15 protein-coding genes are annotated in these 20802 nt (G+C 74.5%); 5 read left to right on the forward strand and 10 right to left on the reverse strand.

The genetic code is table 11. From position 1 onward, the window contains the following. Positions 1-30 precede the first annotated feature (30 nt). The 6 genes from ABZ249_RS24230 to ABZ249_RS24255 form a co-directional block, all read right to left on the reverse strand. Entirely contained in the window at positions 31-1602 is a 1572-nt protein-coding gene (locus ABZ249_RS24230) for a class I adenylate-forming enzyme family protein (protein WP_355266950.1), read from the reverse strand. A 28-nt stretch (positions 1603-1630) separates the two neighbouring features. Continuing rightward, positions 1631-2179 carry an SRPBCC family protein gene (locus tag ABZ249_RS24235; protein ID WP_355266953.1) on the reverse strand — a complete coding sequence of 183 codons (549 nt, stop codon included), beginning with the start codon at positions 2177-2179 and terminating at the stop codon, positions 1631-1633. A 55-nt stretch (positions 2180-2234) separates the two neighbouring features. Next, on the reverse strand, positions 2235-3230 hold the full coding sequence (locus ABZ249_RS24240; RefSeq protein WP_355266956.1) for a zinc-binding dehydrogenase: 996 nt from the start codon (positions 3228-3230) through the stop codon (positions 2235-2237). Positions 3231-3285: 55 nt separating this feature from the next. After that, a complete protein-coding gene (locus tag ABZ249_RS24245; RefSeq protein WP_355266959.1) occupies positions 3286-4644 on the reverse strand; it encodes an FAD-dependent oxidoreductase in 1359 nt (452 codons plus the stop codon). A gap of 222 nt (positions 4645-4866) precedes the next feature. After that, positions 4867-5664, reverse strand: coding sequence for a phytanoyl-CoA dioxygenase family protein (locus tag ABZ249_RS24250; RefSeq protein ID WP_220560655.1), 798 nt, complete (start codon positions 5662-5664; stop codon positions 4867-4869). A 44-nt stretch (positions 5665-5708) separates the two neighbouring features. Beyond that, positions 5709-6935 carry a cytochrome P450 gene (locus ABZ249_RS24255; RefSeq protein WP_355266963.1) on the reverse strand — a complete coding sequence of 409 codons (1227 nt, stop codon included), beginning with the start codon at positions 6933-6935 and terminating at the stop codon, positions 5709-5711. Between the two features lie 368 nt (positions 6936-7303). On the opposite strand from ABZ249_RS24255, the gene ABZ249_RS24260 reads away from it, so the two are divergent. Together ABZ249_RS24260 and ABZ249_RS24265 are read left to right on the forward strand one after the other, a co-directional pair. Beyond that, positions 7304-7960: an NAD(P)H-dependent oxidoreductase gene (locus tag ABZ249_RS24260; protein WP_220560657.1), complete on the forward strand. Its 657-nt coding sequence runs from the start codon at positions 7304-7306 to the stop codon at positions 7958-7960. Continuing rightward, positions 7960-9597, forward strand: coding sequence for an MFS transporter (locus ABZ249_RS24265; RefSeq protein WP_355266966.1), 1638 nt, complete (start codon positions 7960-7962; stop codon positions 9595-9597). The genes ABZ249_RS24260 and ABZ249_RS24265 overlap by 1 nt, the downstream gene beginning before the upstream one ends. A 71-nt stretch (positions 9598-9668) precedes the next feature. Here ABZ249_RS24265 and ABZ249_RS24270 read toward each other — a convergent pair whose 3' ends face one another. Both ABZ249_RS24270 and ABZ249_RS24275 read right to left on the reverse strand, forming a co-directional pair. After that, positions 9669-10772 carry a nucleotide disphospho-sugar-binding domain-containing protein gene (locus tag ABZ249_RS24270; RefSeq protein ID WP_355266969.1) on the reverse strand — a complete coding sequence of 368 codons (1104 nt, stop codon included), beginning with the start codon at positions 10770-10772 and terminating at the stop codon, positions 9669-9671. Positions 10773-10888: 116 nt separating this feature from the next. Then, the gene (locus ABZ249_RS24275) at positions 10889-12289 is read right to left on the reverse strand and encodes an alpha-L-fucosidase (RefSeq protein WP_355266972.1); all 1401 of its coding nucleotides are present in this window, start codon (positions 12287-12289) and stop codon (positions 10889-10891) included. A 204-nt stretch (positions 12290-12493) separates the two neighbouring features. On the opposite strand from ABZ249_RS24275, the gene ABZ249_RS24280 reads away from it, so the two are divergent. The 3 genes from ABZ249_RS24280 to ABZ249_RS24290 all read left to right on the forward strand — a co-directional run bounded on the left by ABZ249_RS24280 (position 12494) and on the right by ABZ249_RS24290 (position 18198). Then, positions 12494-15748, forward strand: a complete 3255-nt coding sequence (locus ABZ249_RS24280) for a BTAD domain-containing putative transcriptional regulator (protein WP_355266975.1) — start codon at positions 12494-12496, stop codon at positions 15746-15748. A 117-nt stretch (positions 15749-15865) separates the two neighbouring features. After that, a complete protein-coding gene (gene rfbA / locus ABZ249_RS24285; protein WP_355266978.1) occupies positions 15866-16792 on the forward strand; it encodes a glucose-1-phosphate thymidylyltransferase RfbA in 927 nt (308 codons plus the stop codon). Continuing rightward, positions 16789-18198, forward strand: a complete 1410-nt coding sequence (locus tag ABZ249_RS24290) for an NDP-hexose 2,3-dehydratase family protein (RefSeq protein WP_355266981.1) — start codon at positions 16789-16791, stop codon at positions 18196-18198. Before rfbA ends, ABZ249_RS24290 begins: the two co-directional genes overlap by 4 nt. Positions 18199-18225: 27 nt before the next feature. On the opposite strand, the gene ABZ249_RS24295 is transcribed toward ABZ249_RS24290, so the two are convergent. Next, positions 18226-20112, reverse strand: coding sequence for an anthranilate synthase family protein (locus ABZ249_RS24295; protein ID WP_355266984.1), 1887 nt, complete (start codon positions 20110-20112; stop codon positions 18226-18228). Further along, positions 20109-20780: an isochorismatase family protein gene (locus tag ABZ249_RS24300; protein ID WP_355266987.1), complete on the reverse strand. Its 672-nt coding sequence runs from the start codon at positions 20778-20780 to the stop codon at positions 20109-20111. Before ABZ249_RS24300 ends, ABZ249_RS24295 begins: the two co-directional genes overlap by 4 nt. Between the last annotated feature and the right edge of the window lie 22 nt (positions 20781-20802).

Below are 20802 nucleotides of genomic sequence, written 5' to 3' on the forward strand. Positions count from 1 at the left end.
CCCCGCCCCGGGTGGGGCGCGGGGCCCGGGTCATTCGGCGCGGTCGGCGGCGACCAGGCGGGCCGCCAGCTCCAGCCGCTTGATCTTGGTGGTGGCGGTCTGGGGAAGCTCCTCCAGCCGCCGGTGCACGGGCGGCTCCAGCGGGGGCAGGTCCGCGGTCGCCGCCTCCCAGGCGGCGGGGTCCAGCGGCCGGTCGTCGCGGGTGCACACCACGGGGACGGGGGAGCCCTGGGCGGAGGGGACGATGACCACCTCGACGAGGTCGGGCAGCCGGGTGAACAGCTTGTCCTCGATCTCCAGGGTGCTGTCGATGCCGTCGATCTCGTCGACCTCCCGGTCGAGCAGGTGCAGGCACCCCCACTTGCTCCGGTAGCCGACGTCGCCCATCCGCCACCAGCCGCCGTTGACCTGCTTGCGCCAGCGCGCGTGCTCGCCCATGTAGGTGATGATGCGGCCGTCGCTGCGGACCTCGATGTACCCCGGGGAGGACTTGGAGGGGGTCCTCCCGTCGCGGGGGACCACCCGGACGTCGGTCATGCCGGGGAACGGGAAGCCCACGCAGCGGCCGTCGGCGTCCGGCGAGCGGTCGCGCGAGTAGGTGCGCGCCGCGATCGGGCCGACCTCGCTCTGCCCGTAGGCCTGGGCGAACAGCGGGACGCTGCGCCGGGAGGCGCGCAGCATGGTGTGCACGGTCCGGGGGTGGATGGCGTCGAAGGTGCTGCTGAAGTACTTGACGTTGGCCAGCGGCTCGCGGGGGTCGTCCGCCAGCACCTCCCAGCGCAGGAACGTGTTGGGGTGCGCCTCGATGAACCCCGGCCGCACCCGGGAGAAGAGCTCGGCGACGTGCTCGGGGGCGTCGTCGCGCAGGATGACCAGCGGGTGCCCCTGGAGGATCGAGATGGGCATCGCCGTGTACATGCGCGAGTGGACGAAGGACACGTGGACCGCGATGGGCTCGCTGCGGCCCACGGCGGCGGCGACGACGGCGGCCTGGGGCCGGTAGCGCGACTGGAAGGTGAACCCGGTGTGCACGGCCAGCTTGGGCAGGCCGGTGGTCCCCGACGTGTGGGTGACCATCGTGGGGTGGTCGGGCGGCATGATGACCGGGCGCACCCGGGGGGTCCCGGCCAGGGAGGCCAGGGACACGGCGCCCTCGTACTCCCCGGAGGCCAGGATGACCCGCTCGCTGAGGTCGAACACCTCGGCGGGGAGCTCCTTCTCCAGCTTGGCCTGGTCGGTGAGCAGGTAGGGGCGGTCGACCCGGCGCAGGAGCGCGGCGACGGTGTCCCCGTCCAGCTTCGCCGACAGCATGACGGGGACGGCGCCCACGCGGTTGACCGCGCAGGCCATCAGGGAGATGTCGAAGCCGTCGGACTTGTGCACGACCACGTGCTCTCCCGGGCGGACCTTCAGCGCCCACAGCCGGGAGGCGAAGTCGTCCACCAGGTCGGCCGCCTCGGTCAGGGTCAGGCGGCGCCCGCGCTCGGGCGCGATGTCGAGGTCGTGGTCGAGGATCAGCGGACTCGCCGGGTGCCGGGCCGCGGCCCGGTCGAACAGGCTGCCCAACCGGATGCCCTGGTTGGCGATGCGTTGGAGGAACATGGCTTCGGTGTCCTTCGGGTTCGGGGGGTCAGGCCTTCTCGATCACGGCCTTGATCCGGGCCAGTGTCATCGCCAGGTCGTCCTCGAGCTTGGCGGTCCAGTCGGTGATGAAGCGCTCGCGGTCGGGCTCGCTCAGATCGGCGGTGATCTTGTGGATGCCTGCGGTCGCCCGGCCCATGCGGAAGTGGTGTTCGAGGTAGGAGTCGGGGCCGTCGGCGCCGGTGTCGAAGCCCCAGATGCTCTCCTGGTCCTCGCCGGCGTGGGACAGCATCATCCAGCGGAAGGTCCGCCCCGGCTCGGCGGCCACCACACGGCACTCGGTGTGCCAGGTGCCGCGGATCAGGGGCGCCCAGCCCACGACGTCCCGGGGCCGGTGGTTCTCCCCCCGGAAGACCGAGCCCACCTGCGCGGGCTCTCCGTGGATCCATTCCCCGCCGCGGCACTCGGGGCTCCACTCGGCGCTGCGGGGCAGGTCGGAGACCACCGTGTAGATCTCGTCGGGGGAGGCCGCGACGGTGATCCGGGCCCGGAGGTCGAAGAGGGGGCTGCGGTCGATGACGGAGACGGGTGCGTTCATGGGGAGAGGATCGCAGCGGGGCGGATCCGGTGGCCAAGCATCGGGTCAGGGTTGGTCAAGTCCTCCCGGCGCCCTCCCCGACCCGCAGCACGAACCGCCGCCCCCGGGCGCGGCCGGTCTCGACGGCGCGGTGCGCCTCGGCGGCCGCCTCCAGCGGCAGGACCTCCACCTCCCGCGGGCGCAGGCGCCCGTCGGCGATCAGGGGACCCAGGTCCGCGACCGCGCGGGCGAGCTCCCCGGTCGACGCCTGGGAGATGGCGAACCCCGTGACGGTGCGGTCCAGCAGGTAGAGGTCGCCCACCGGGATGACGGCCCGGGTGCGCATGCCGGCCAGGAGGACGATCCTCCCCCGCCGGGCCAGGACGCCCAGGGCGTGGTCGACCTCGTTGCGGCCCGCGGCGTCGACGTACACGTCGACCCCGTCGGGGCACTGGCGGGCCAGGCGGCGGTGGACGTCGGGGGCGGCGCGGTCCACGACCGCGTCGGCGCCCAGCTTCGCGCAGTAGTCCGCGTCGTGGGCCGAGGCCACGGCCACGACCCGGGCCCCGGCGTCCACGGCCAGGGCCACCGCGGCCCCGCCGACGTTCCCGCCGGCGCCGACCACGGCGACCGTCTCGCCGGCGCGCAGCCGGCCGCAGCGGAACAGGGCGGCGTGCGCCGTCGCGGCGGGGTGGGCCAGCGCCACCGCGTCGACGGGGTCGGCCCCCGCGGGCAGGTGGTGGAGGTGGTCGGCGGGGACGGCGACCCGTTCGGCCGCCGCTCCCGGGCGCCCGGCGTATCCCATGCTCAGCGACCAGACCCGGTCCCCGGGGGCGAAGCCGGACACCCGCTCGCCGGTGGCGGCGACGGTGCCGACCAGGTCCCGGCCGATGACGAACGGGAACGTCAGAGGGGTGCGCCAGGCACCCGAGCGCACGAAGGTGTCGACGTGGTTGACGGCGGTGGCGGTCACCTCGACCAGCACGTCCGCCGGTCCGGGGAGCGGGTCCGGCAGGCGCCCGTGGCGGATCTCGTCGGCCGGGCCCAGACGGTCTATGTATGCGGCGTCCATGTCCATGGAGTGTGGCCGCCCGCGGCCCGGCGCGGGCGGGTTCGCACGGAGTGTGTCACCTGGGTCCGCGGCTGCGCCCGAGGCCGTCCAGCAGGGTCTCGGCGGCCCGCTCCCCGGACAGCAGGGCCGCCTCGGTGGTCGGCGAGTTGAAGTAGTCGCCGCAGAAGACCACCGGGGGCCGCTGAGACCGGATGACCGCGGCGGAGGCGCGGTAGCGTCCCGGGGCCGGGATCGGGAAGCCGTAGGGGCGTTCGGCGATGTGGAAGGGCTCGACGTTCTCGGGCATGTCGGGCCACAGCGTGGGCAGCAGCGGGGTGACCTCGGCGAACTGCTCCTCGGCGGGGCGGCCGATCAGCCTGCGGGTGACCGCGCGGCCCGGGTAGGTGAACAGCAGGAGCGTTTCCCTGCGCCCCCCGTCCGGGTCGATCCGGGTCCGCGTGTAGGTGATCATGTTCCGCAGCGGCGGGTCCTGGCGCCCGCCGGCCACGATGTGGGCCTGTTCGGGGAGCGTGCCGCGGGGGACGAGGTAGGACACCGAGAGCGCCGGCTCGTACCGCTGGGTGGTCAGGAACGCGCGGGTGGCGTCCGGGACTGCCTCGGCCGACAGCTTCGCCGTGATCCGGTCGGCGACGGGCGCGGGCGTCGCCACCACGACCGCGTCGAACTCCTCCTCGCCCGGGGCGCCCGTGGCGTCGGTGAAGCGGACCAGCACGCCCGATCCGGTCTCGGCCGTCTCGGTCACCTCGTGCCGCAGGCGCACCTCGCTCCCGGCCGCGTTGCGCTCGGCGATGACCTCCATCCCGTCGCGCAGCACGTGGAAGCCCGCCCCGCCCAGCCATGCCACCAGGGCGCGGGCGTGCACCGCCGAGACCTCCTCGCTGGCGAAGTTCCAGAAGCCCTCGATCTGGGGGCGCAGCAGGTAGTCGAAGCCCTCGGGGGAGATGACCCGCGCCCCGTACCCGGCGGCGGTCTCGCCGTTGTCGAGGTGGGCCGTCTTGAGCGGGTCGAAGAGGTCGAGCTCGGACTTCTTGGACACCTCCCGCAGGGAGGCGATGAGGAAGGCGAACCGGTCCCGCAGCGACGCGTGCGGGTAGCGCAGCAGGTTGACCGGCGAGTCCGAGGACAGTCCCACGGCCCGGCCGTTCTTGGTGATGTGTACGTCGGTGGAGAGCTCGACCAGGTCGTTCTCCAGGCCGTACTCCCGGATGAGCGCGCCCATCCGCTCGTAGAAGCTCACGAACATGAGGTTGATGCCGACATCCGGCTCCAGTTCGGGCCGGTGCCAGGAGCGGGCCCGGCCGCCGAGGCCGTCCGCCCCCTCGAAGAGGACCGTCTCGGCGCCGTCGCCGGCCAGTTTCTTCGCGGCCGCGGTTCCGGCCATTCCGCCACCGACGATCGCGATCCTGCGGGGCATGGTGAACTCACTTCCGTCTTCGGTCGGGCGTGGGGGGTGACCGGGTCCGGGCCGCTCCGGGGGCGGAGCGGCCCGGACACCCCGCCCGCGGCGTGCGCGGGCGGGACGGGCGGCGGGGGCGGCGCATTCACCCCGCCGCCCAGGCGGGTACGGGCCCGCCTGGCGGGTGGGGCGGCCGCCGGTCCGGAGGAGGTCCCGGCGGCCGCACGGAGGGCGGGCCGGTCAGGCGCCGGAGCGGGCGAGCGGGAACCGCTCGCCGCGGACCGGCTGGCCGGGCTCCAGACCGCCCAGGTCGTCGCCCGGGAACAGGTAGCTGTAGACGGGGTTGGGGCGGTACACGGCGTCGGCGTCCATGTACACCGTGCCCAGCGAGATCCGGGTCGTGTCGGTGTTGTTGGCCCCGGCGGAGTGGATGACCCGGCCGTGGTGGAAGTGGACGTCGCCCGCGCGCAGCGGGACGGTCACACGCTCCTCCCAGGCGAAGTGCGGCCACCGGTCCAGCGGGGACATGCCGTCGTCGCCCTCCTTGGGGGTGACCTCCTTGTGCGAGCCGGGGATGAACGACATGCAGCCGCGCTCCTCGGGGACGTCGACCAGGGCGGTCCAGGCGGTCAGGGTGACCGGTCGGCCCTCGAAGGGGTGGGAGGGCGAGTCGTAGTGGATCGGGGTGGGCGCCGACAGCCCGCCGGCGGGCTTGCGGAACAGCTCGCTCTTGAAGAGCCGCAGCGGGGTCCCGGCCAGCTTCTCGGCGGCGGCGGTGACCTTGGGGTGCAGCGCGAGGCGGCGGGTCACCTCACTGCGCAGGCCGGCGTCGGCCACCCAGTCCATGGCCAGCCCGTCCTCCTCCTCCCACAGTTCGGTCTCGCGCTCGGCGAACTGGCGCTCGGCGTCGGCGAACTGCTCGGCGACCTCCTCGGGGGTCAGGAGCGCCGGCACGTTCACGAAACCGCGCTCCCGGTAGAGCGCCACGAGCTCGTCCGTGACGATCGAGTCGATGTCCGATTCCTTCGCCACCGTCATGGTGAGGGTCCTTTCCGTTCTGGGATGGGTGGGGCGCGGCGTGGTCAGGCGCAGGACGCGGGCGTGATCCGCACGGGCAGGGAGCAGACCCCGCCCAGGAACGCCGACCCCTTGAAGACGGCCTCGCCCGCGGGCTCGATCGCCTTGGTGCGGTCCAGCAGCTCGGTCAGGAACAGCCGGATCTCCATGCGGCTCAGCGGGGCGCCGATGCAGTGGTGGGGGCCGTACCCGCCGAAGGCGAGGTGCCGGTCGGCGTCGGTCCGGGTGACGTCGAACCGCTCGGAGTCGGCGAAGACCTCCTCGTCGCGGTTGGCCGCGGGGTAGGACAGCATCACCCGCTCGCCCTTGCGGATCTCCACCCCGCGGACCTCGGTGTCCTCCTGGGCGGTGCGCAGGAAGTGCCGCACCGGGGAGGTCCAGCGCAGGATCTCCTCCACCGCGTTGGGGATCAGCTCCGGCTCGGCCCGCAGCAGGGCCAGCTGGTCGGGGTGGCGCATGAGCTCGTACAGGCCCCCCGCCAGGGAGAACGCCGTGGTCTCGTACCCGGCGTCGGCGATGAGCATGTAGTAGGTCGTCAGGTCCGGCTCCACGAGCAGCTCGCCGTTCACCCGCCCGTTGGCGATGGCCGACGCCAGGTCGGAGGTGGGCTCGGCCCGGCGGGACTCGGTGATCCGGGCGAACATGGCCAGGGTCGCCTGCCAGTTGGCCTGGGCGCCCTCCGGGTCCTTCTCCCAGGCCATGGTCTGGGTCGACCGGTACATCCGCTCGAAGCTCTCGTCGGGCAGACCCAGCAGGGCCATGACCGTGCGCAGCGGGAAGCGGGCTGCGACGGTCTCGACGAAGTCGCACTCGGGGCCCTGCTCCAGCAGCTCGTCCACCGACTGCCGGGCGAGCTCGGCCACGTGCTTCTCGATCTCGCTGATGGCCTTGTACCTGAACCAGTTCTGCGCGATGGCCCGGTGGGCCCGGTGGTCCTCGCCGTCGCGGTGGGGGAGGGGCTTGAGGTCCTCCTCCGCGGTCTCCTCCGGGGGCTCGGTGTACTCCAGCAGCGGTCCGGGCCGGTTCGTGAACAGCTCCGGGCGGCGCTCGATCGACGTGATGTCCGCGTGCCGGGTCACCAGCCAGAACGAGCGGAAGTCGGGGCTCTCCGCCAGGGCCACCGGCCGTTCCCGGCGGTAGCTCCCCAGGATCGCGAACATCTCCTCGGGGCGGCGCCACCGGGAGTCGTCGGCGAGCACCGCCAACGGCGTCAAGCTCTGGGTGTTCGTCACGGTCAACCTCGCCTTGTCAGGGGAGTGGTGCGGGCGGGCCCGTCGGCCCCGCGCCCTGCCGGGGGCGCCGGGGCGGGCGCCGCCGGGGGCGTCGACGGCTCAGACTCTGGCACCGGCGCCGCGGGCCGACCAGGGCGGTGCGCCGAATGTGTCAGGTCAGCCGCCCCGTTCGGCGCGACCATAACCGGAGCCGAACGTCTCCCGAACGGTTCCGATGGAGACTGCGTGCCAGGGCGTGTTCCGCGTGCACCGTCCGCCGCGGGGAGAAGGACCGCGCCGTGTGCGTCCGTCCGATGCGGTGGCGGGCGACGGACGGGAGAAGGGCCCGCGGAACACGCCCACTGGGGCACCGTGCGTGAGGAGTCGGGATGGGCAGTGCATCGCGGTTGGTGATCATCATCGGCAGCACACGCAAGGGGCGTGTGGGGCCGGTGGTCGCCGAGTGGTTCGCCGAGCGGGCCCGCCACCACGGGTTCTTCGACGTCGACGTGATCGACCTCGCCCAGGCGTGGCTGCCCGACATCCTGATCACGGACCGGGCGGAGGAGCCCCCGCAGGCCGTGCGCGACCTCAAGGGGTGGCTGCGCGCCGCGGACGCCTTCGCGATCGTCACACCCGAGCACAACAACGGGTACCCGGCCGCCCTGAAGAACGCCATCGACTGGTGCGTCGTGGAGTGGCGGACCAAACCGGTCGGCTACGTCTCCTACGGCGGCGCCGCCGGCGGCCTGCGCGCGGTCCAGGCCCTGCAACCGGTCCTCACGGAACTGGGGGCGGTGAACGTCCGCGAGACGGTCAGCCTGCCCCACTACCCGGAGCGCTACGACGGCGGGCCGGTCTTCACGGTGCTGCCGGAGCACGACGCGCACTCCCTGGCCCTGCTCGACTGCCTCGCCTGGTGGGCCCGCACCCTCCAGGACGGCAGGGAGCGCGCACCCTACCCCGGCGAGCCGGGGTCCCCCGGTCCGAGCGCGGAGGACCCCGCGCCCCCGGACCGACCGCACCACGAGGAACGGAGAAAGTGATGTCCCCAGCGGAACCCGGCGCGCCCGTACGCGCCACCCCGAGGCAATGGGCGGGCCTGATCGTCCTGGCCCTGCCCACCATGCTGCTCTCGCTGGATCTCACCGTGCTCTACATGGCGATCCCGCACCTGGGGGCCGACCTGGGGGCGAGCACCACCGAGCTGCTGTGGATCATGGACATCTACGGGTTCATGGTCGCCGGCTTCCTCATCACCATGGGGACCTTCGGCGACCGCATCGGCCGGCGGCGCCTGCTGCTGATCGGCGCGGTGGCCTTCGGCGCGGCCTCGGTGATCGCGGCGTTCTCCAACAGCACGGAGATGCTCATCGCCGCCCGCGTGCTCCTGGGGATCGCCGGAGCGATGCTCATGCCGCCGACACTGGCCCTGATCACGGTCATGTTCAAGGACCCCAAGCAGAGGTCGATGGCGGTGGCCGTCTGGCTCATGTCCTTCACGGTGGGAGGCGTCCTCGGCCCGGCCGTGGGCGGCCTCCTCCTGGAGTTCTTCTGGTGGGGGTCGGTGTTCCTGCTGGCCGTCCCGGTCATGGCCGTCCTCCTGGTCGCGGGCCCGTTCCTGCTGCCGGAGTACCGGGACTCCTCGGCCGGGCGCATGGACCTGGTGAGCGTGGCCCTCTCGCTGGCGGCCATCCTGCCCGTCGTCTACGGCATGAAGGAGATCGCCGCCGACGCGGCGGTGCGGGCGGTGCCGCTCCTCGCCCTGGCCGTGGGCCTGGCCGCGGGCGTGCTCTTCGTGTACCGCCAGCGCAGGATCGCCCACCCGCTGCTGGACCTGAGCCTCTTCTCCAGCCGCACGTTCACCGGCGCCCTCCTGGCGCTGCTGCTCGGCCAGGTGGTGTTCTACTCCTTCACCTACCACTTCACCCAGTTCATGCAGCTGGTCCAGGGGCTGTCGCCGTTCGCGGCGGGCCTGTGGTTCATCCCCCTGGGCATCGCCAGCGTCGTCGGCGCGACCGCCGCCCCGATCCTCGCGGCGAAGTACCCGCCGGCCACGGTCATCGGCGCGGGGCTGGCGCTGTGCGCGCTGGGGTTCGGCGCGATGGCCTTCGTCGGCCCGGCCTCCGGCCTGGTCCTGTTCATGACCGGCGCGGTCGTCGGGATCCTGGGCGCCCAGCCGCTGCTGGCGCTGAGCACCGACATGGTGGTCAGCTCCGCGCCCCCGGAACGGACCGGCACGGCGTCGGGCATGTCGGAGACCGGCGCGGAGTTCGGCGCGGCCATGGGCATCGCCACGTTCGGCTCGCTGGGCGCCGCCATCTACGCCTCGCGCGTGGGCGGCCTGCTGCCGGAGGGCCTGTCGGCCGAGGAGGCCGAGAGCGCCCAGGGGAGCTTCGCCGGCCTGATCGGCGTCGTCGAGGGCCTGTCCGGCCCGCTCGCCGACCAGGTGCTGGCCGCGGGCCGCGAGGCGTTCATGAGCGGCATGAACGCCGTGATGCTCGTCAGCGCGCTGCTCATGCTGGGCACCGCCGGCATGGTGGTGGTCCTGCTGCGCCACCTGCCCCCGATCGGACACGAGGACGGCGCCGCGGAGGAGGACTCCGGCGAGGGCGGTGCCGCCGGGGACGCGGCGGCCGCGGAGCCGGACCGCCGCGGTGACGACGTCCCGACCCAGGGCTGACGGCAGGCCCCGTGCCGGGGGCGGTGCGGGGACCGGGACACGACCCCCGGTCCCCGCGCCGCCCCGAGCGGTCAGCCGACCAGGCGCTCCAGCCGCTCCACCATGGCCGCCGGGCCCGGCTGCGCGGCGTTCTCCGCGGCCAGCTCCCGTGCCCGGGCGCGGTAGGAGGGGGACTCCAGCAGCGTCGAGCACGCCCGGGCGATGTCCTCCACCTCCTGGCGGTCCGGGTCGAGCATGATCGCCGCACCGGCGTCGGCGATGCGGCGCATCTCCACCGCCGACACGTCCTGGATGACGATGAGCTGGGGGACGCCGCAGGCCATCGAGGTCATGTCGGTGGCGCCGCCGCCGTGGTGGACGATGACGTCGCAGGTCGGGGCGAGCACGTCCAGGGGGACCCAGCCCGCGCGCACCTGCGGATCGCTCTCGCGCACCTGCTCGGCCACCGGCTCGGGGGCCGCGACCACCACCTCCACCCCCAGCGCGCCGATGGCGCGCGCCGTCCGCGCCAGCCGGTCGCCCTGGAACACCCGGCTGCCGCCGGTGATCGCGACCCGCGGGCGGTCGGCCCGGGTGTACATCCACGGTTCGAGGTGCCGCTGCGGGTTCGCCGGGACGAAGCGCATCGTCACCGACTCCGGCGCGCCCTCCGGGCGCAGGCTCGGCGGGCAGACGTCGATGTGCAGGTCGGGCCCGGGGAGCCGGTCCAGGCCCAGCCCGTCCAGGACCGGGCGCAGCACCTCCATCGCCCCGGGGTGGTAGATGGAGGCGTCGCCGCGGTCCCACTCCAGCATCACCCAGGGGACCGAGAGCCGCTGGGCCAGGAGCGCGGCCCCGTAGTACATCGGGCTGCCGACCACGAGGTCCGGCCGCCAGTGCTCGGCCATCTTCACCAGGGGGTCCAGGGATTCGACGCCGATCTCGGCGTACACCCGCCCGGCGGCCCGCGCCGCCCCCTCGGGGTCGGCGGGCATGCCGGCCATGAACGCCATGACGTCGTCCAGGTCGATCGGGGAGGTGCGCACCGCGGGCAGGCCCACGGACACGATGTCCGGGATCACCCACTGGATGCCGGCCATGAACACCTCGTGCCCCGCGTTGCGCACGGCCGTGGCCAGGGCCGCGTGGGTGTAGACGGTCGCCGGACTGTTGCCGGGGATGAACAGCGCCTTCATCGGTTCTGCCTTTCTCGTGGAACCAAGGGGCGGACCCGGTCCCGGGGTCCGCGGAATCGAAGGGGAGGCGGCCGCCGTCGTGCCCGCCCGGGACCGGGTCCGCCCGGTCGCGGGGGTCACACCGGGGAGACCCCGTCCACGGGGCCGATCCGCACGGCGATGGCGGGCTGCTCGGGCGGGGCCTCGCGCAGCCGGACGGTCGTCCCGTGTGGCGAGGGCCGCCAGTCCAGGGGCCCGGAGCCGTCCAGGGCGGTCACCTCGGAGCCGGGTTCCAGGAGCAGGTCCAGCCCCAGGTCGGCGGTGCGCGGCGTGCCCAGGACGATCGCGTTGAGGTGCCGGCCGGTGCGGGTGTACCGCACCTGGAGCCCCTCGTCGGTCGTCCCGTGCACCCTGGTCCAGGGGCGGGTGCCGCGGACGGCCTCCCCGTACACGTCCATCCAGGCGCCCAGCTCCAGCAGCCGCCGGGACTGGGACCAGGGGACGGCGCCCGCCCCGGTGGGGCCGACGTTGACGAGCAGGGAGCCGCCCCGGGCGACGACGTCGGCCAGCACGTGGACGAGGTGCACGGGGTCGATGTGGTCGGAGTCGCGCTCCTCGGCGTTGTAGAAGTAGCTGCCGCTCAGCGGCCGCACCGCCTGCCAGCGGCCCCGCTCCGGGGGCGCGACCCCGGGTTCGCACGTCGCGTACCCGGCGTGGAGGTCGCCCCGGCCCTGGGCGGCGATGTCGAACCTGTCGTTGACCAGGCCGTGGGGGACCCTGTCGTGGTACCACTCGAACAGGGCCGGCAGGTCGAGGCCGGGAGGGGAGACCCCGTAGTCGTTCCACAGGGTGCACGGGCGGTACCGGCGGACCAGCTCCTTCCAGTGCCCGAGGAACAGGTCGCGGTAGTCCTCCCCCCGGGGCAGGGCGGCCAGGGCCGACGCGAGGTCGGAGACGGGCGCCTGGGAGAAGGAGAAGTCCCAGGCGCTGTAGTAGACGCCGAACTCCATGCCGCGGCCGCGCACCTCCTCCGCCAGCTCTCCCACGACGTCGCGCGGCGACGACCAGGCCGTGCCCCGCGGGTGGGGGTGCTCGCTGGGCCACATCAGGAAGCCGTCCTCGGCCTTGGCGCTGAACACCACGTACCCGGCGCCCGAGCGCTCGAACAGCTCGCCCCACGGGCGCGGGTCCCAGCGGGGGACGACCTCGTCGCGCAGGCGCTCCACGAAGACGGAGTAGGGCAGGTCGCCGTACCGCTCCCGGTGGTGGCGCCCGACGGCGCTCCCCGGGAGCGCCAGGGCGTTCTGGTACATGCCCGCGTCCCCGTCGGTCCGCCACCACGCGGGGACGTCCGCGCGCTCGACCACGCCCATGTCCGCCACCGGGTCGGGGAGCAGGGACCGCCGTACCGGGGCGTAGGCCGGGATCGAGGCCGCCCCCCAGTGGACGAGGATCCCGAGTTTGGCCTCGTCGAACCAGGAGGGGTGCCGCAGGGCGTCACCCCGTCCCGTCGTGCCGGTGTCCGCGGATTCGTGCATGGACGGCCTCCCGAAGTCTCACCGGGGGAGTGTAGGGTTCCCCGGCCCCCCGGAACCGGCGCGGTTCCAGGGGTTTGTCACCTCCGCCGCCGTCGCTCCCCGGCTATATAGTGAGCCCCGTTCCGCGGACCCCCGCGGACCGGCGGGGACCGCGCACCGGCCGGGCACCGGGGGCGGAGAAGGGGAAGGGGACGGGGGACGACGATGCGATTCCGCCTTCTCGGGCCGCTGGCCGTGGAGACGACGGACGGCCGCCCCGTCCAGGTGCCCGAACTCAAGGTCCGCAGGCTCCTGGCCGTACTGCTCACCGGTGAGGGGCGGGCGATCCCCGCCGACCGGCTCATCGACGAACTGTGGGGGGACACCCCGCCCGCCCGGCCGCTCCCGGCCCTGCGGGCCAAGGTGTCCCAGCTCCGCCGGGCCTTCGACGAGGCCGAGCCCGGCGGCCGGGACCTCGTCGTGTCCATGGCCTCCGGCTACCGGCTCGCCGTCGGACCCGACGACACCGACACCGACCGGTTCCGCCAGCTCATGGAGCGGGCCCGCGCCACCGGCGAGCCCCGCATGCGGTCCGTCCTGCTCTCCGACGCCCTCGCCCTGTGGCGGGGCCCGGCGCTCGCCGACTTCGCCGACGAGCCCTTCGCCCGGCCGGTGGTCGCCAACCTGGAGGAGCAGCGCCTGTCGGCGCTGGAGGAGCACGCGCAGACCCGCCTGGACCTGGGCGAGCACCACCGGCTCATCGGGGACCTGGCCGCGCTCGTGGACGAGCACCCCCTGCGCGAGCGCGCCCGCGCCCTCCACATGCTCGCCCTGTACCGGTCCGGCCGGGGCTCCGAGGCGCTGGAGAGCTATGCCGACGTGGACCGCCTCCTGCGCGAGGAACTGGGGCTGGACCCGGGGGTCGAACTCGTCACCCTGCACCAGAGGATCCTCACCCAGGACCCCGCCCTCCTGCCGTCGGACGCCCGTTCCGACACCCCCCGGCGCAGGTCCAACCTGACGGCACCGGTCAGCGACCTGATCGGACGCGCGGACCTGATCGAGCGCCTGCGCGAGGTGGTCCGTGCCGAGCGCCTGGTCACCCTCACCGGCCCCGGGGGGATCGGCAAGTCCCGCCTCGCGCTCGAACTCGCGCGGAGCATGGTCGACGTCTTCCCCGCCGGGGTCTGGTCGGTGGAGGCCGAGGCGGGCCGGTCCGCGAACCCCGGCGGGGAGTCCCCCGCCGCCCGGGTCGTCCAGGCCATCGCCGACTCCCTCGAACTGCGCGACCCGCTCCCGGCCGGTGCGGGCGAGGACCTGTTCCACCGGGTGGCCGACGCCCTGCGCCCGTCCCGCGCCCTGCTGGTCCTGGACGGCTGCGAGCGCGTCCTGGACGGGGTCGCCGACCTGGTCGAGCGCCTGTTGGGCGAGGTCCCCGAACTGCACGTCCTCACCACCAGCCAGGAGCCCCTGGGCATCGTCGGCGAGTGGCTGCACGTCGTCCCCCCGCTGGAGGTGCCCGACCCCGGCACGGACGCGGCGGCCGCGCGCACCGCCGGGGCGGTCGAGCTGTTCGTCCGCCGCGCCGCCGCCTCCTCGCCCGGGTTCGAGCTGACCGACGACAACGTCGGCCCGGTGACCGCCATCTGCCACCGCCTCGACGGGGTCCCCCTGGCCCTGGAACTGGCCGCCACGCGCGTACGCGGCCTGGGGGTGCACATGGTCGCCGAACGGCTGGACGACCGCTTCCGGCTGCTCACCGGAAGCCCCCGCCGCACCCCGGCCCGGCAGCGCACCCTGCGCGCCACCATGGACTGGAGCTGGGACCTGCTCTCGGCCGCCGAGCGCCGGGTGCTGCGCCGCCTGGCCGTGCACGCCGACGGGTGCGCGCTGGCCGGCGCCGAGGCCGTCTGCGCGGGCCCGGACGTGCCGGCGGACGAGGTCGTGGACGTCCTGGGACGGCTGATCTCCCGCTCCCTGGTCGTCATGACGGAGGAGGAGACCGGGCCGCGGTACCGCCTCCTGGAGTCGGTCGCCCTCTACTGCGACGAGCGCCTGGCCGAGGCCGGGGAGGACGGGGAGGTCGCCGCCCGGCACGCCCGGTACTACACCGAGCTGGCCGAACGCGCCTCCTCCTTCCTGTACGGACCCGAGCAGCGCACCTGGCTGCGCCGCCTGGACACCGAGACCGCGAACCTGAGGCTCGCCCTGGACACGGCCCGGCTCACCGGCGAGGGCGACCTGCTCCTGCGCCTGGTCCGGGCCCAGCTCTGGTACTGGTACCTGCGCGGCCGGATCCAGGAGTGCCGCAGGGCCCTGGACGCCGTCCTGTCCGGGCCGGGGTCGCTGCCGCCGGGCGTGCGGGAGCGCATGTCGGTGTGGGCGGACGGCCTGGCGGTGCTCTCCGGCGCCGGACCCGAACCGGCCGCGCTCGTCCACGAGAGCCTCGCGGCGTGCGAACGGGTCTCCGGCCCCGTGGACGCGGCCCGGGCCCGCTGGTTCGTCTCCATCGTGCTGTTCACGGTGGGCGAGAACGGACTGGGCGCCGAACTGGTGGAGCCTGCGCTGGTCGACTTCCGCGCGCACGGCGACCGCTGGGGCGCCGCGGCCGTCCTGGCCCAGCGCACCTGGTTCTCCCTGGTGGCCGGGGACTACACAGCGGCCGCCCGCGACGGCGAGCAGAGCATGGCGCTGTTCACGGAGCTGGGCGACCGCTGGGGGCAGGTCCAGGCGGGCGACGCCCTGGCGACCCTGGCCGAGGCCCTGGGCGACCACGCCTCGGCCGAGCGCCGCCACCGCGAGGGGCTGCGCGTGGCGGAGGAGCTGGGGCTGTGGCACGACGTCTCGTGGAAGCTCTCCGGGCTGGGGCGGGCCGCCCTGCTCACCGGGGACCACGCCGCGGCGCGCGAGTACCACCTGCGCGCGGTGCGCGTCGCGGAGGAGCACTCGGACCGGGCCGGGCTGATCTACGCGGAGATCGGACTGGCCCTGGGCGCCCGCCGGGAGGGGGCGCTGGACGAGGCGGAGCACCGCCTGAGCGGACTCCACCGGCGGCTGGACGGCCAGGGCGGGGTCGTGCTCGCGCAGGTCCTGAGCGAATGGGGCTTCGTCGCCGAGGCGCGCGGCGACGCCGGCACCGCGCTGCGCCGCCACCGGGAGGGCTGGGCGGTGGCCCGCCGGGAGGGGGACCCCCGGGCGATGGCGTCCGCGCTGGAGGGGATGGCCGCCGCCTGCGCCCTCGCGGGCCGGCACGCGCACACCGCCCGGCTGCTCGGCGCGGCCCGGGCCCTCCGCGAGGGGCTGGGCGTCGCGCCGCCCGCCGCCGAGCGCGCCGACGCCGACCGGGCCGGACAGGCCGCGGTCGCCGCCCTGGGGGCGGACGCCGTGGAGCGGGAGATGGGCGCGGGCGCGGAGTCCGACCCCGAGGACCTGGTCGCGCGGTCCGTGTCCTCCGGGGCCCCGGGGGACGCCGCGCGCTGAGCGGGGCCCGCGAGGTGACATACCCGGCCCGGCGCGTTGGCCGCCCCGCGCCCCGGTGCACCACGATCGGTTCCGTCCGGGTCCCCGGGGCCCACGTCGAGCACTCGGAGGTCGTCGGTGAAGGGGATCATCCTCGCGGGCGGCAGCGGAACACGGCTGCACCCGATCACCAAGGGAGTCTCCAAGCAGCTCCTGCCGGTGTACGACAAACCGATGATCTACTACCCGCTGTCGGTGCTGATGCTGACCGGCCTGCGGGAGATCCTGATCATCTCCACCCCCGAGGACCTGCCGGGGTTCCGGCGCCTCCTGGGAGACGGCTCCGACCTGGGACTGAGCCTGGACTACGCGGAGCAGAAGCACCCGCGCGGGCTGCCCGACGCCTTCCTCATCGGGGCGCGGCACGTGGGGGCGGACCGGGTCGCGCTCATCCTCGGCGACAACATCTTCCACGGCTGGGGCCTCTCCGACCTGCTGGTGGAGCAGGCGGCGGCGGTGGACGGCTGCACGCTGTTCGGCTACCGCGTCTCCGACCCCGAACGCTACGGGGTCGGGGAGACCGACGCCTCGGGGCGGCTGGTCTCCCTGGAGGAGAAGCCGAGCCGCCCGCGGTCCAACCGGGCGATCACCGGCCTGTACTTCTACGACAACGACGTGCTGGAGATCGCTCGCGACCTGCGGCCCTCGGCGCGCGGGGAGCTGGAGATCACCGACGTCAACCGCGCCTACCTGGAGCAGGGGCGCGCCCGCCTGGTCGAGCTCGGCCGCGGGTTCGCCTGGCTGGACACCGGCACCCACGACGCCCTCCTCCAGGCGGGCGAGTTCGTGCGCATCCTGGAACAGCGCCAGGGCGTCCGGATCGCCTGCGTGGAGGAGGTCGCCCTGCGGATGGGGCTGATCGACGCCGGGAGCTGCCGCCGCCTGGGCGAGGCGCAGGCGACGACCGGCTACGGGCGCTACATCATGGACGTCGCCGACGAGTACGAGGCGAGCGCCCTGCCGGACGCCGAACCCGGCGCCGTGACCTGGGCGGGTGTCCGATGACGCCGCCCGGTACCGCGCCCGCCGCCCCGCGCCCGGTGGCGCCGAGGTGGCGTTCGGACCGCTCCGCCGCCGCGCGCCTGCGCCGCTCCGCGGCCGTCGTGTCGACCCCCGGGCACCCCGACGGGGTCGCCGGGGTCCTGGACTGGATCGCCGAGCGGGCCCGCTCCGGCGGCTTCGGCGTGGACCGGATCCCGTTCGACGCGATGGGGGAGTGGGGGTTCGACCCGGCGACGGGCGACCTCGTCCACCGCACCGGGCGCTTCTTCGCCGTACGCGGTCTGCGCGTGTGCTCCGGCTCCGGCCCCGCGGACGTGCGGCACCAGCCCGTCATCGACCAGCCCGAGGTCGGGGTGCTGGGCATCCTCGCCCAGGAGATCGACGGCGTCTTGCACCTCCTGATGCAGGCCAAGATGGAGCCGGGCAACCCCGACCCCGTCCAGCTGTCCCCCACCGTCCAGGCCACCCGCAGCAACCTCTCCCGGGCCCACGGCGGCCGCACGGTCCGTTACCTGGAGTACTTCCTGGACCCCGGCGAGGGCCGGGTCCTGGCCGACGTCCTGCAGTCCGAGCACGGCGACTGGTTCCTGCGCAAGAGCAACCGCAACATGATCGTGGAGGTCCCCGCCGGCCACCCGGTCCCCGAGCACCCGGACTTCCGGTGGATGAGCCTGGGCGCCCTGGGGCGGCTGCTGCGCCTGGACGGCGTCGTCAACATGGACGCCCGCAGCGTGCTGGCCTGCGCCCCCGCCCATGCCGGCGCCCCCGACGCCCTGCACACCGACACGGACCTGCGGTCGTGGTTCGTCGGCGAGCGCTCGCTGACGCCGCTGCGCGCCGACCCGGTGCCCCTGGCCGGGCTGCCCGGCTGGCAGCGCGGCGCCGACCGGATCCACCGAGAGGACGGCCTCGGCTTCGAGGTCGTCGCGGTCGGGGTCCGGGCGGGCTCGCGGGAGGTCGCCCGGTGGAGCCAGCCCCTGCTGCGCCCGGTGGGGGAGCGGGTGGCGGCCTTCCTCACCCGGCGGTTCGGGGGCGTGCCGCACCTGCTGGTGCGCGCCCGCCCCGAGGGCGGCCTGCCGGGCGGGGTCGAGCTCGGCCCGACGGTCCAGGGCGCGCCCGGGGACCCCGACCCCTTCGAGGGGCGCTCCCCCTTCCTGGACGCCGTCCTGTCCGCACGCGGCGACGCGGTGCTCTACCGGGCCGTGCACACCGAGGAGGGCGGCCGGTTCCTCGACTCCCACGGCGTCTACACGGTGGTGCGCGACGACACCGCCCCGGCGGACCCGCCGCCGGGGCACCGGTGGGCCACCCCCGCCCAGCTCGGGGAGCTGCTCCGGCACGGCCACTACGTGAACGTGCAGGCGCGCACCCTGCTGTCCTGCGTCGTCACCGGCGCGGTGCGGCTGTGAGCCGGGGCCGGCGCGGCCGGCCCCGGCTCACCCCTCCAGCGCGTCCCCCACCACCCGGGAGAGGATCGCGACGCCGTCCTGCGTGAGCAGGGACTCGGCGTGGAACTGCAACGAGCCGAACCACGGCCCCCGCAGGGCGTGGACCTCCCCGGTCTCCGCGTCCCGGCTGACCTCCACGGCGCCGATGCCCGCGCACGCGACCTTGTCCTCCGCGCAGCGGGCGGCGAACGTGTTGTAGAAACCGACCCGCTCCCGCCGGCCGAACAGGTCGATCACGTGCTGGGCGCCCTGGTTGGGGACGGCCCTGGGCGCCACCTCCAGGCCCAGCTCCAGGCACAGGACCTGATGGCTCAGGCACACGGCGAGGAACGGGCGGCGGGACTCCAGCAGGGTCCGCGTCGCCGCGCGCAGGCGGGCGATCTTGGGGTGGGAGGCGTCGCGCGGATCGCCCGGCCCCGGCCCCAGCACCACGAGGTCGTACCCGCCGAGGTCGACGTCCTCCGCGAACGGCCGCACGGCCACCGACGGCCCGATGGACTCCAGCTGGTGCGCCAGCATCGCGGTGAAGGTGTCCTCGGCGTCCACGACCAGGACCGACAGCCCCTCCCAGGAGCGCACGGGGGGCCGCCCCGCGCCCAGCCAGAAGTCGGACACCCGCGTGTTGCGCGCCCGGAGGGCCTCCCGGACCCGGGGGTCCTCGTTCATGCTCCGCGGCCGCCCGCCCTTGAGCGCCCCGAGCACCCCGGCCACCTTGGCGTGGGTCTCGGCGACCTCGGAGGCGGGATCGGAATGGCGCACCAGGGTCGCGCCCACGGAGACGCGGGTGCCGCCGCAGGGCGAGATCTCCGCGGTGCGGATCATGATCGCCGAGTCCAGCGTGGTCCGGCCGTGCCGGTCGCGGCCGATGAGCGCGAGCGCGCCGCTGTAGTGCCCCCGGCCCCGCCCCTCGTAGCGGGCGATGACCCGGCAGGCGTTCTCCAGCGGACTGCCGGTGACGGTCGGCGCGAACGCGGTCTCGCGCAGCACCTCCCGCGGATCCCGGTCGCACCGCCCCTCGATGAGGTACTCGGTGTGGGCGAGCCGCGCCATCTCCTTCAGGCGGGGGCCGTGCACCCGCACCCCCGCGTCGCAGATCCGGGCCATCATCTTCAGTTCCTCGTCCACCACCATGTACAGCTCGTCGGTCTCCTTGCCGTCGTCGAGGAAGCCGAGCACGCCCTCCAGGCTCGGGCCGGAGGGCGGGTAGCGGTAGGTCCCGCTGATGGGGTTCATGGTCGCCGTGCCGTCCCGCACGCTCACGTGCCGCTCGGGGGTGGCGCCGACGAAGGTGCCCTCGGGCGTGTACAGGACGAACGTCCAGTACGTGCCGGACTCGTGCTCCAGCAGCCGCCGGAACAGGGCGAGCGCGCGGGTGCGGTCGAAGCCGTCGATCCGGGTGGTGAAGGACCGCTTCAGGACGAAGTTGGCGCCCTCGCCCCGTCCGATCTCGTCGGTGACGACCCGGCGCACGGCCTCGGCGTAGGCGTCGTCGTCCACGTCGAAGGCGCCGCCCGACAGGGTGATCCCCGGGTCGGGGACGCGCTCGCACACCTCCGCCAGCGGCATCCTCCCCTGTCCGGTGACCCGGAGCGCGACCAGGGGGGCGCCGTCGTCGATGTGGTCGAAGCCGCGCTCGCGGATCTGCCGGTAGGGGACGGCCACCAGCAGGTCGTGCCGCTCCCCGCCCCCGCCGTCCGCGCGGGCCCCCTCCAGCGGCAGGTCGGCCAGGGTGTCGTGGACGGCGGTCTCGCCCGTGAGCACCTCGACCTCGCCCGGCGAGGTCTCGGGCCGGTACAGCAGTGCGAAGGCGGGCGCGTCGCCGGACAGGACCGCGGCGAACGGGTCGTGGCCGCCGTACGGCCGGGTGCCGCTCATCCGCCCACCCCCGCGCCCGCCCCGCCCGCCGGTGCCAGCGCGTCGAGCAGGCGGTCGGTCAGGGTGACCCTCCCGCAGCGCAGGGCGGTGTACTCCAGGGCCCACCGGTGGCGTTCGGCGTCGAAGTCCGCGACCGCGTCGGCCGGCAGGAACACCCGGATGTCGTTGCTGTAGGCGTCCACGGCGGTCATCAGGACGCCGACGTGCGCGTACACGCCGCACACGATGAGCTGGTCCCGTCCCAGGGCGCGCATCCTGCCCAGCAGGTCGGAGCGGTGGAAGGCGCTGTAGCGCCACTTGGTGAACATCCAGTCCTCCGGGCCCGGAGCCAGGGGCGCGGCGACCTCGCGGTCCTCGGGGGAACCGGTCATCCCCGGCCCCCAGAAGTCCATCAGCAGACCGCGCTCCGGCGGGGTCATCCGGCCGGGCTGGGCGGTGTAGGCGACGGGGATCCCCAGGGAGGCGCAGCGCTCGCGCAGCCGGGTGCACTGCTCGACGAGCGTCTTGCGCAGGTCGGGGGCGTCGTCGAAGGGGCGGAGGAAGAACTTCTGCATGTCGTGGACGAGCAGGACGGCCCGGTCCGCTCGCGGCTCCCAGTCCACGAGGGGGGCCGGAAGGTCGTCGGGCCCCGGCAGAGGGTAGGAGCGGATCGGTGGGATGGTCGGCATGGTCGTCCTTCCGGTGTCGGTC

Source organism: Nocardiopsis sp. NPDC006139, assembly GCF_040614155.1.
GTDB lineage: Bacteria > Actinomycetota > Actinomycetes > Streptosporangiales > Streptosporangiaceae > Nocardiopsis > Nocardiopsis changdeensis.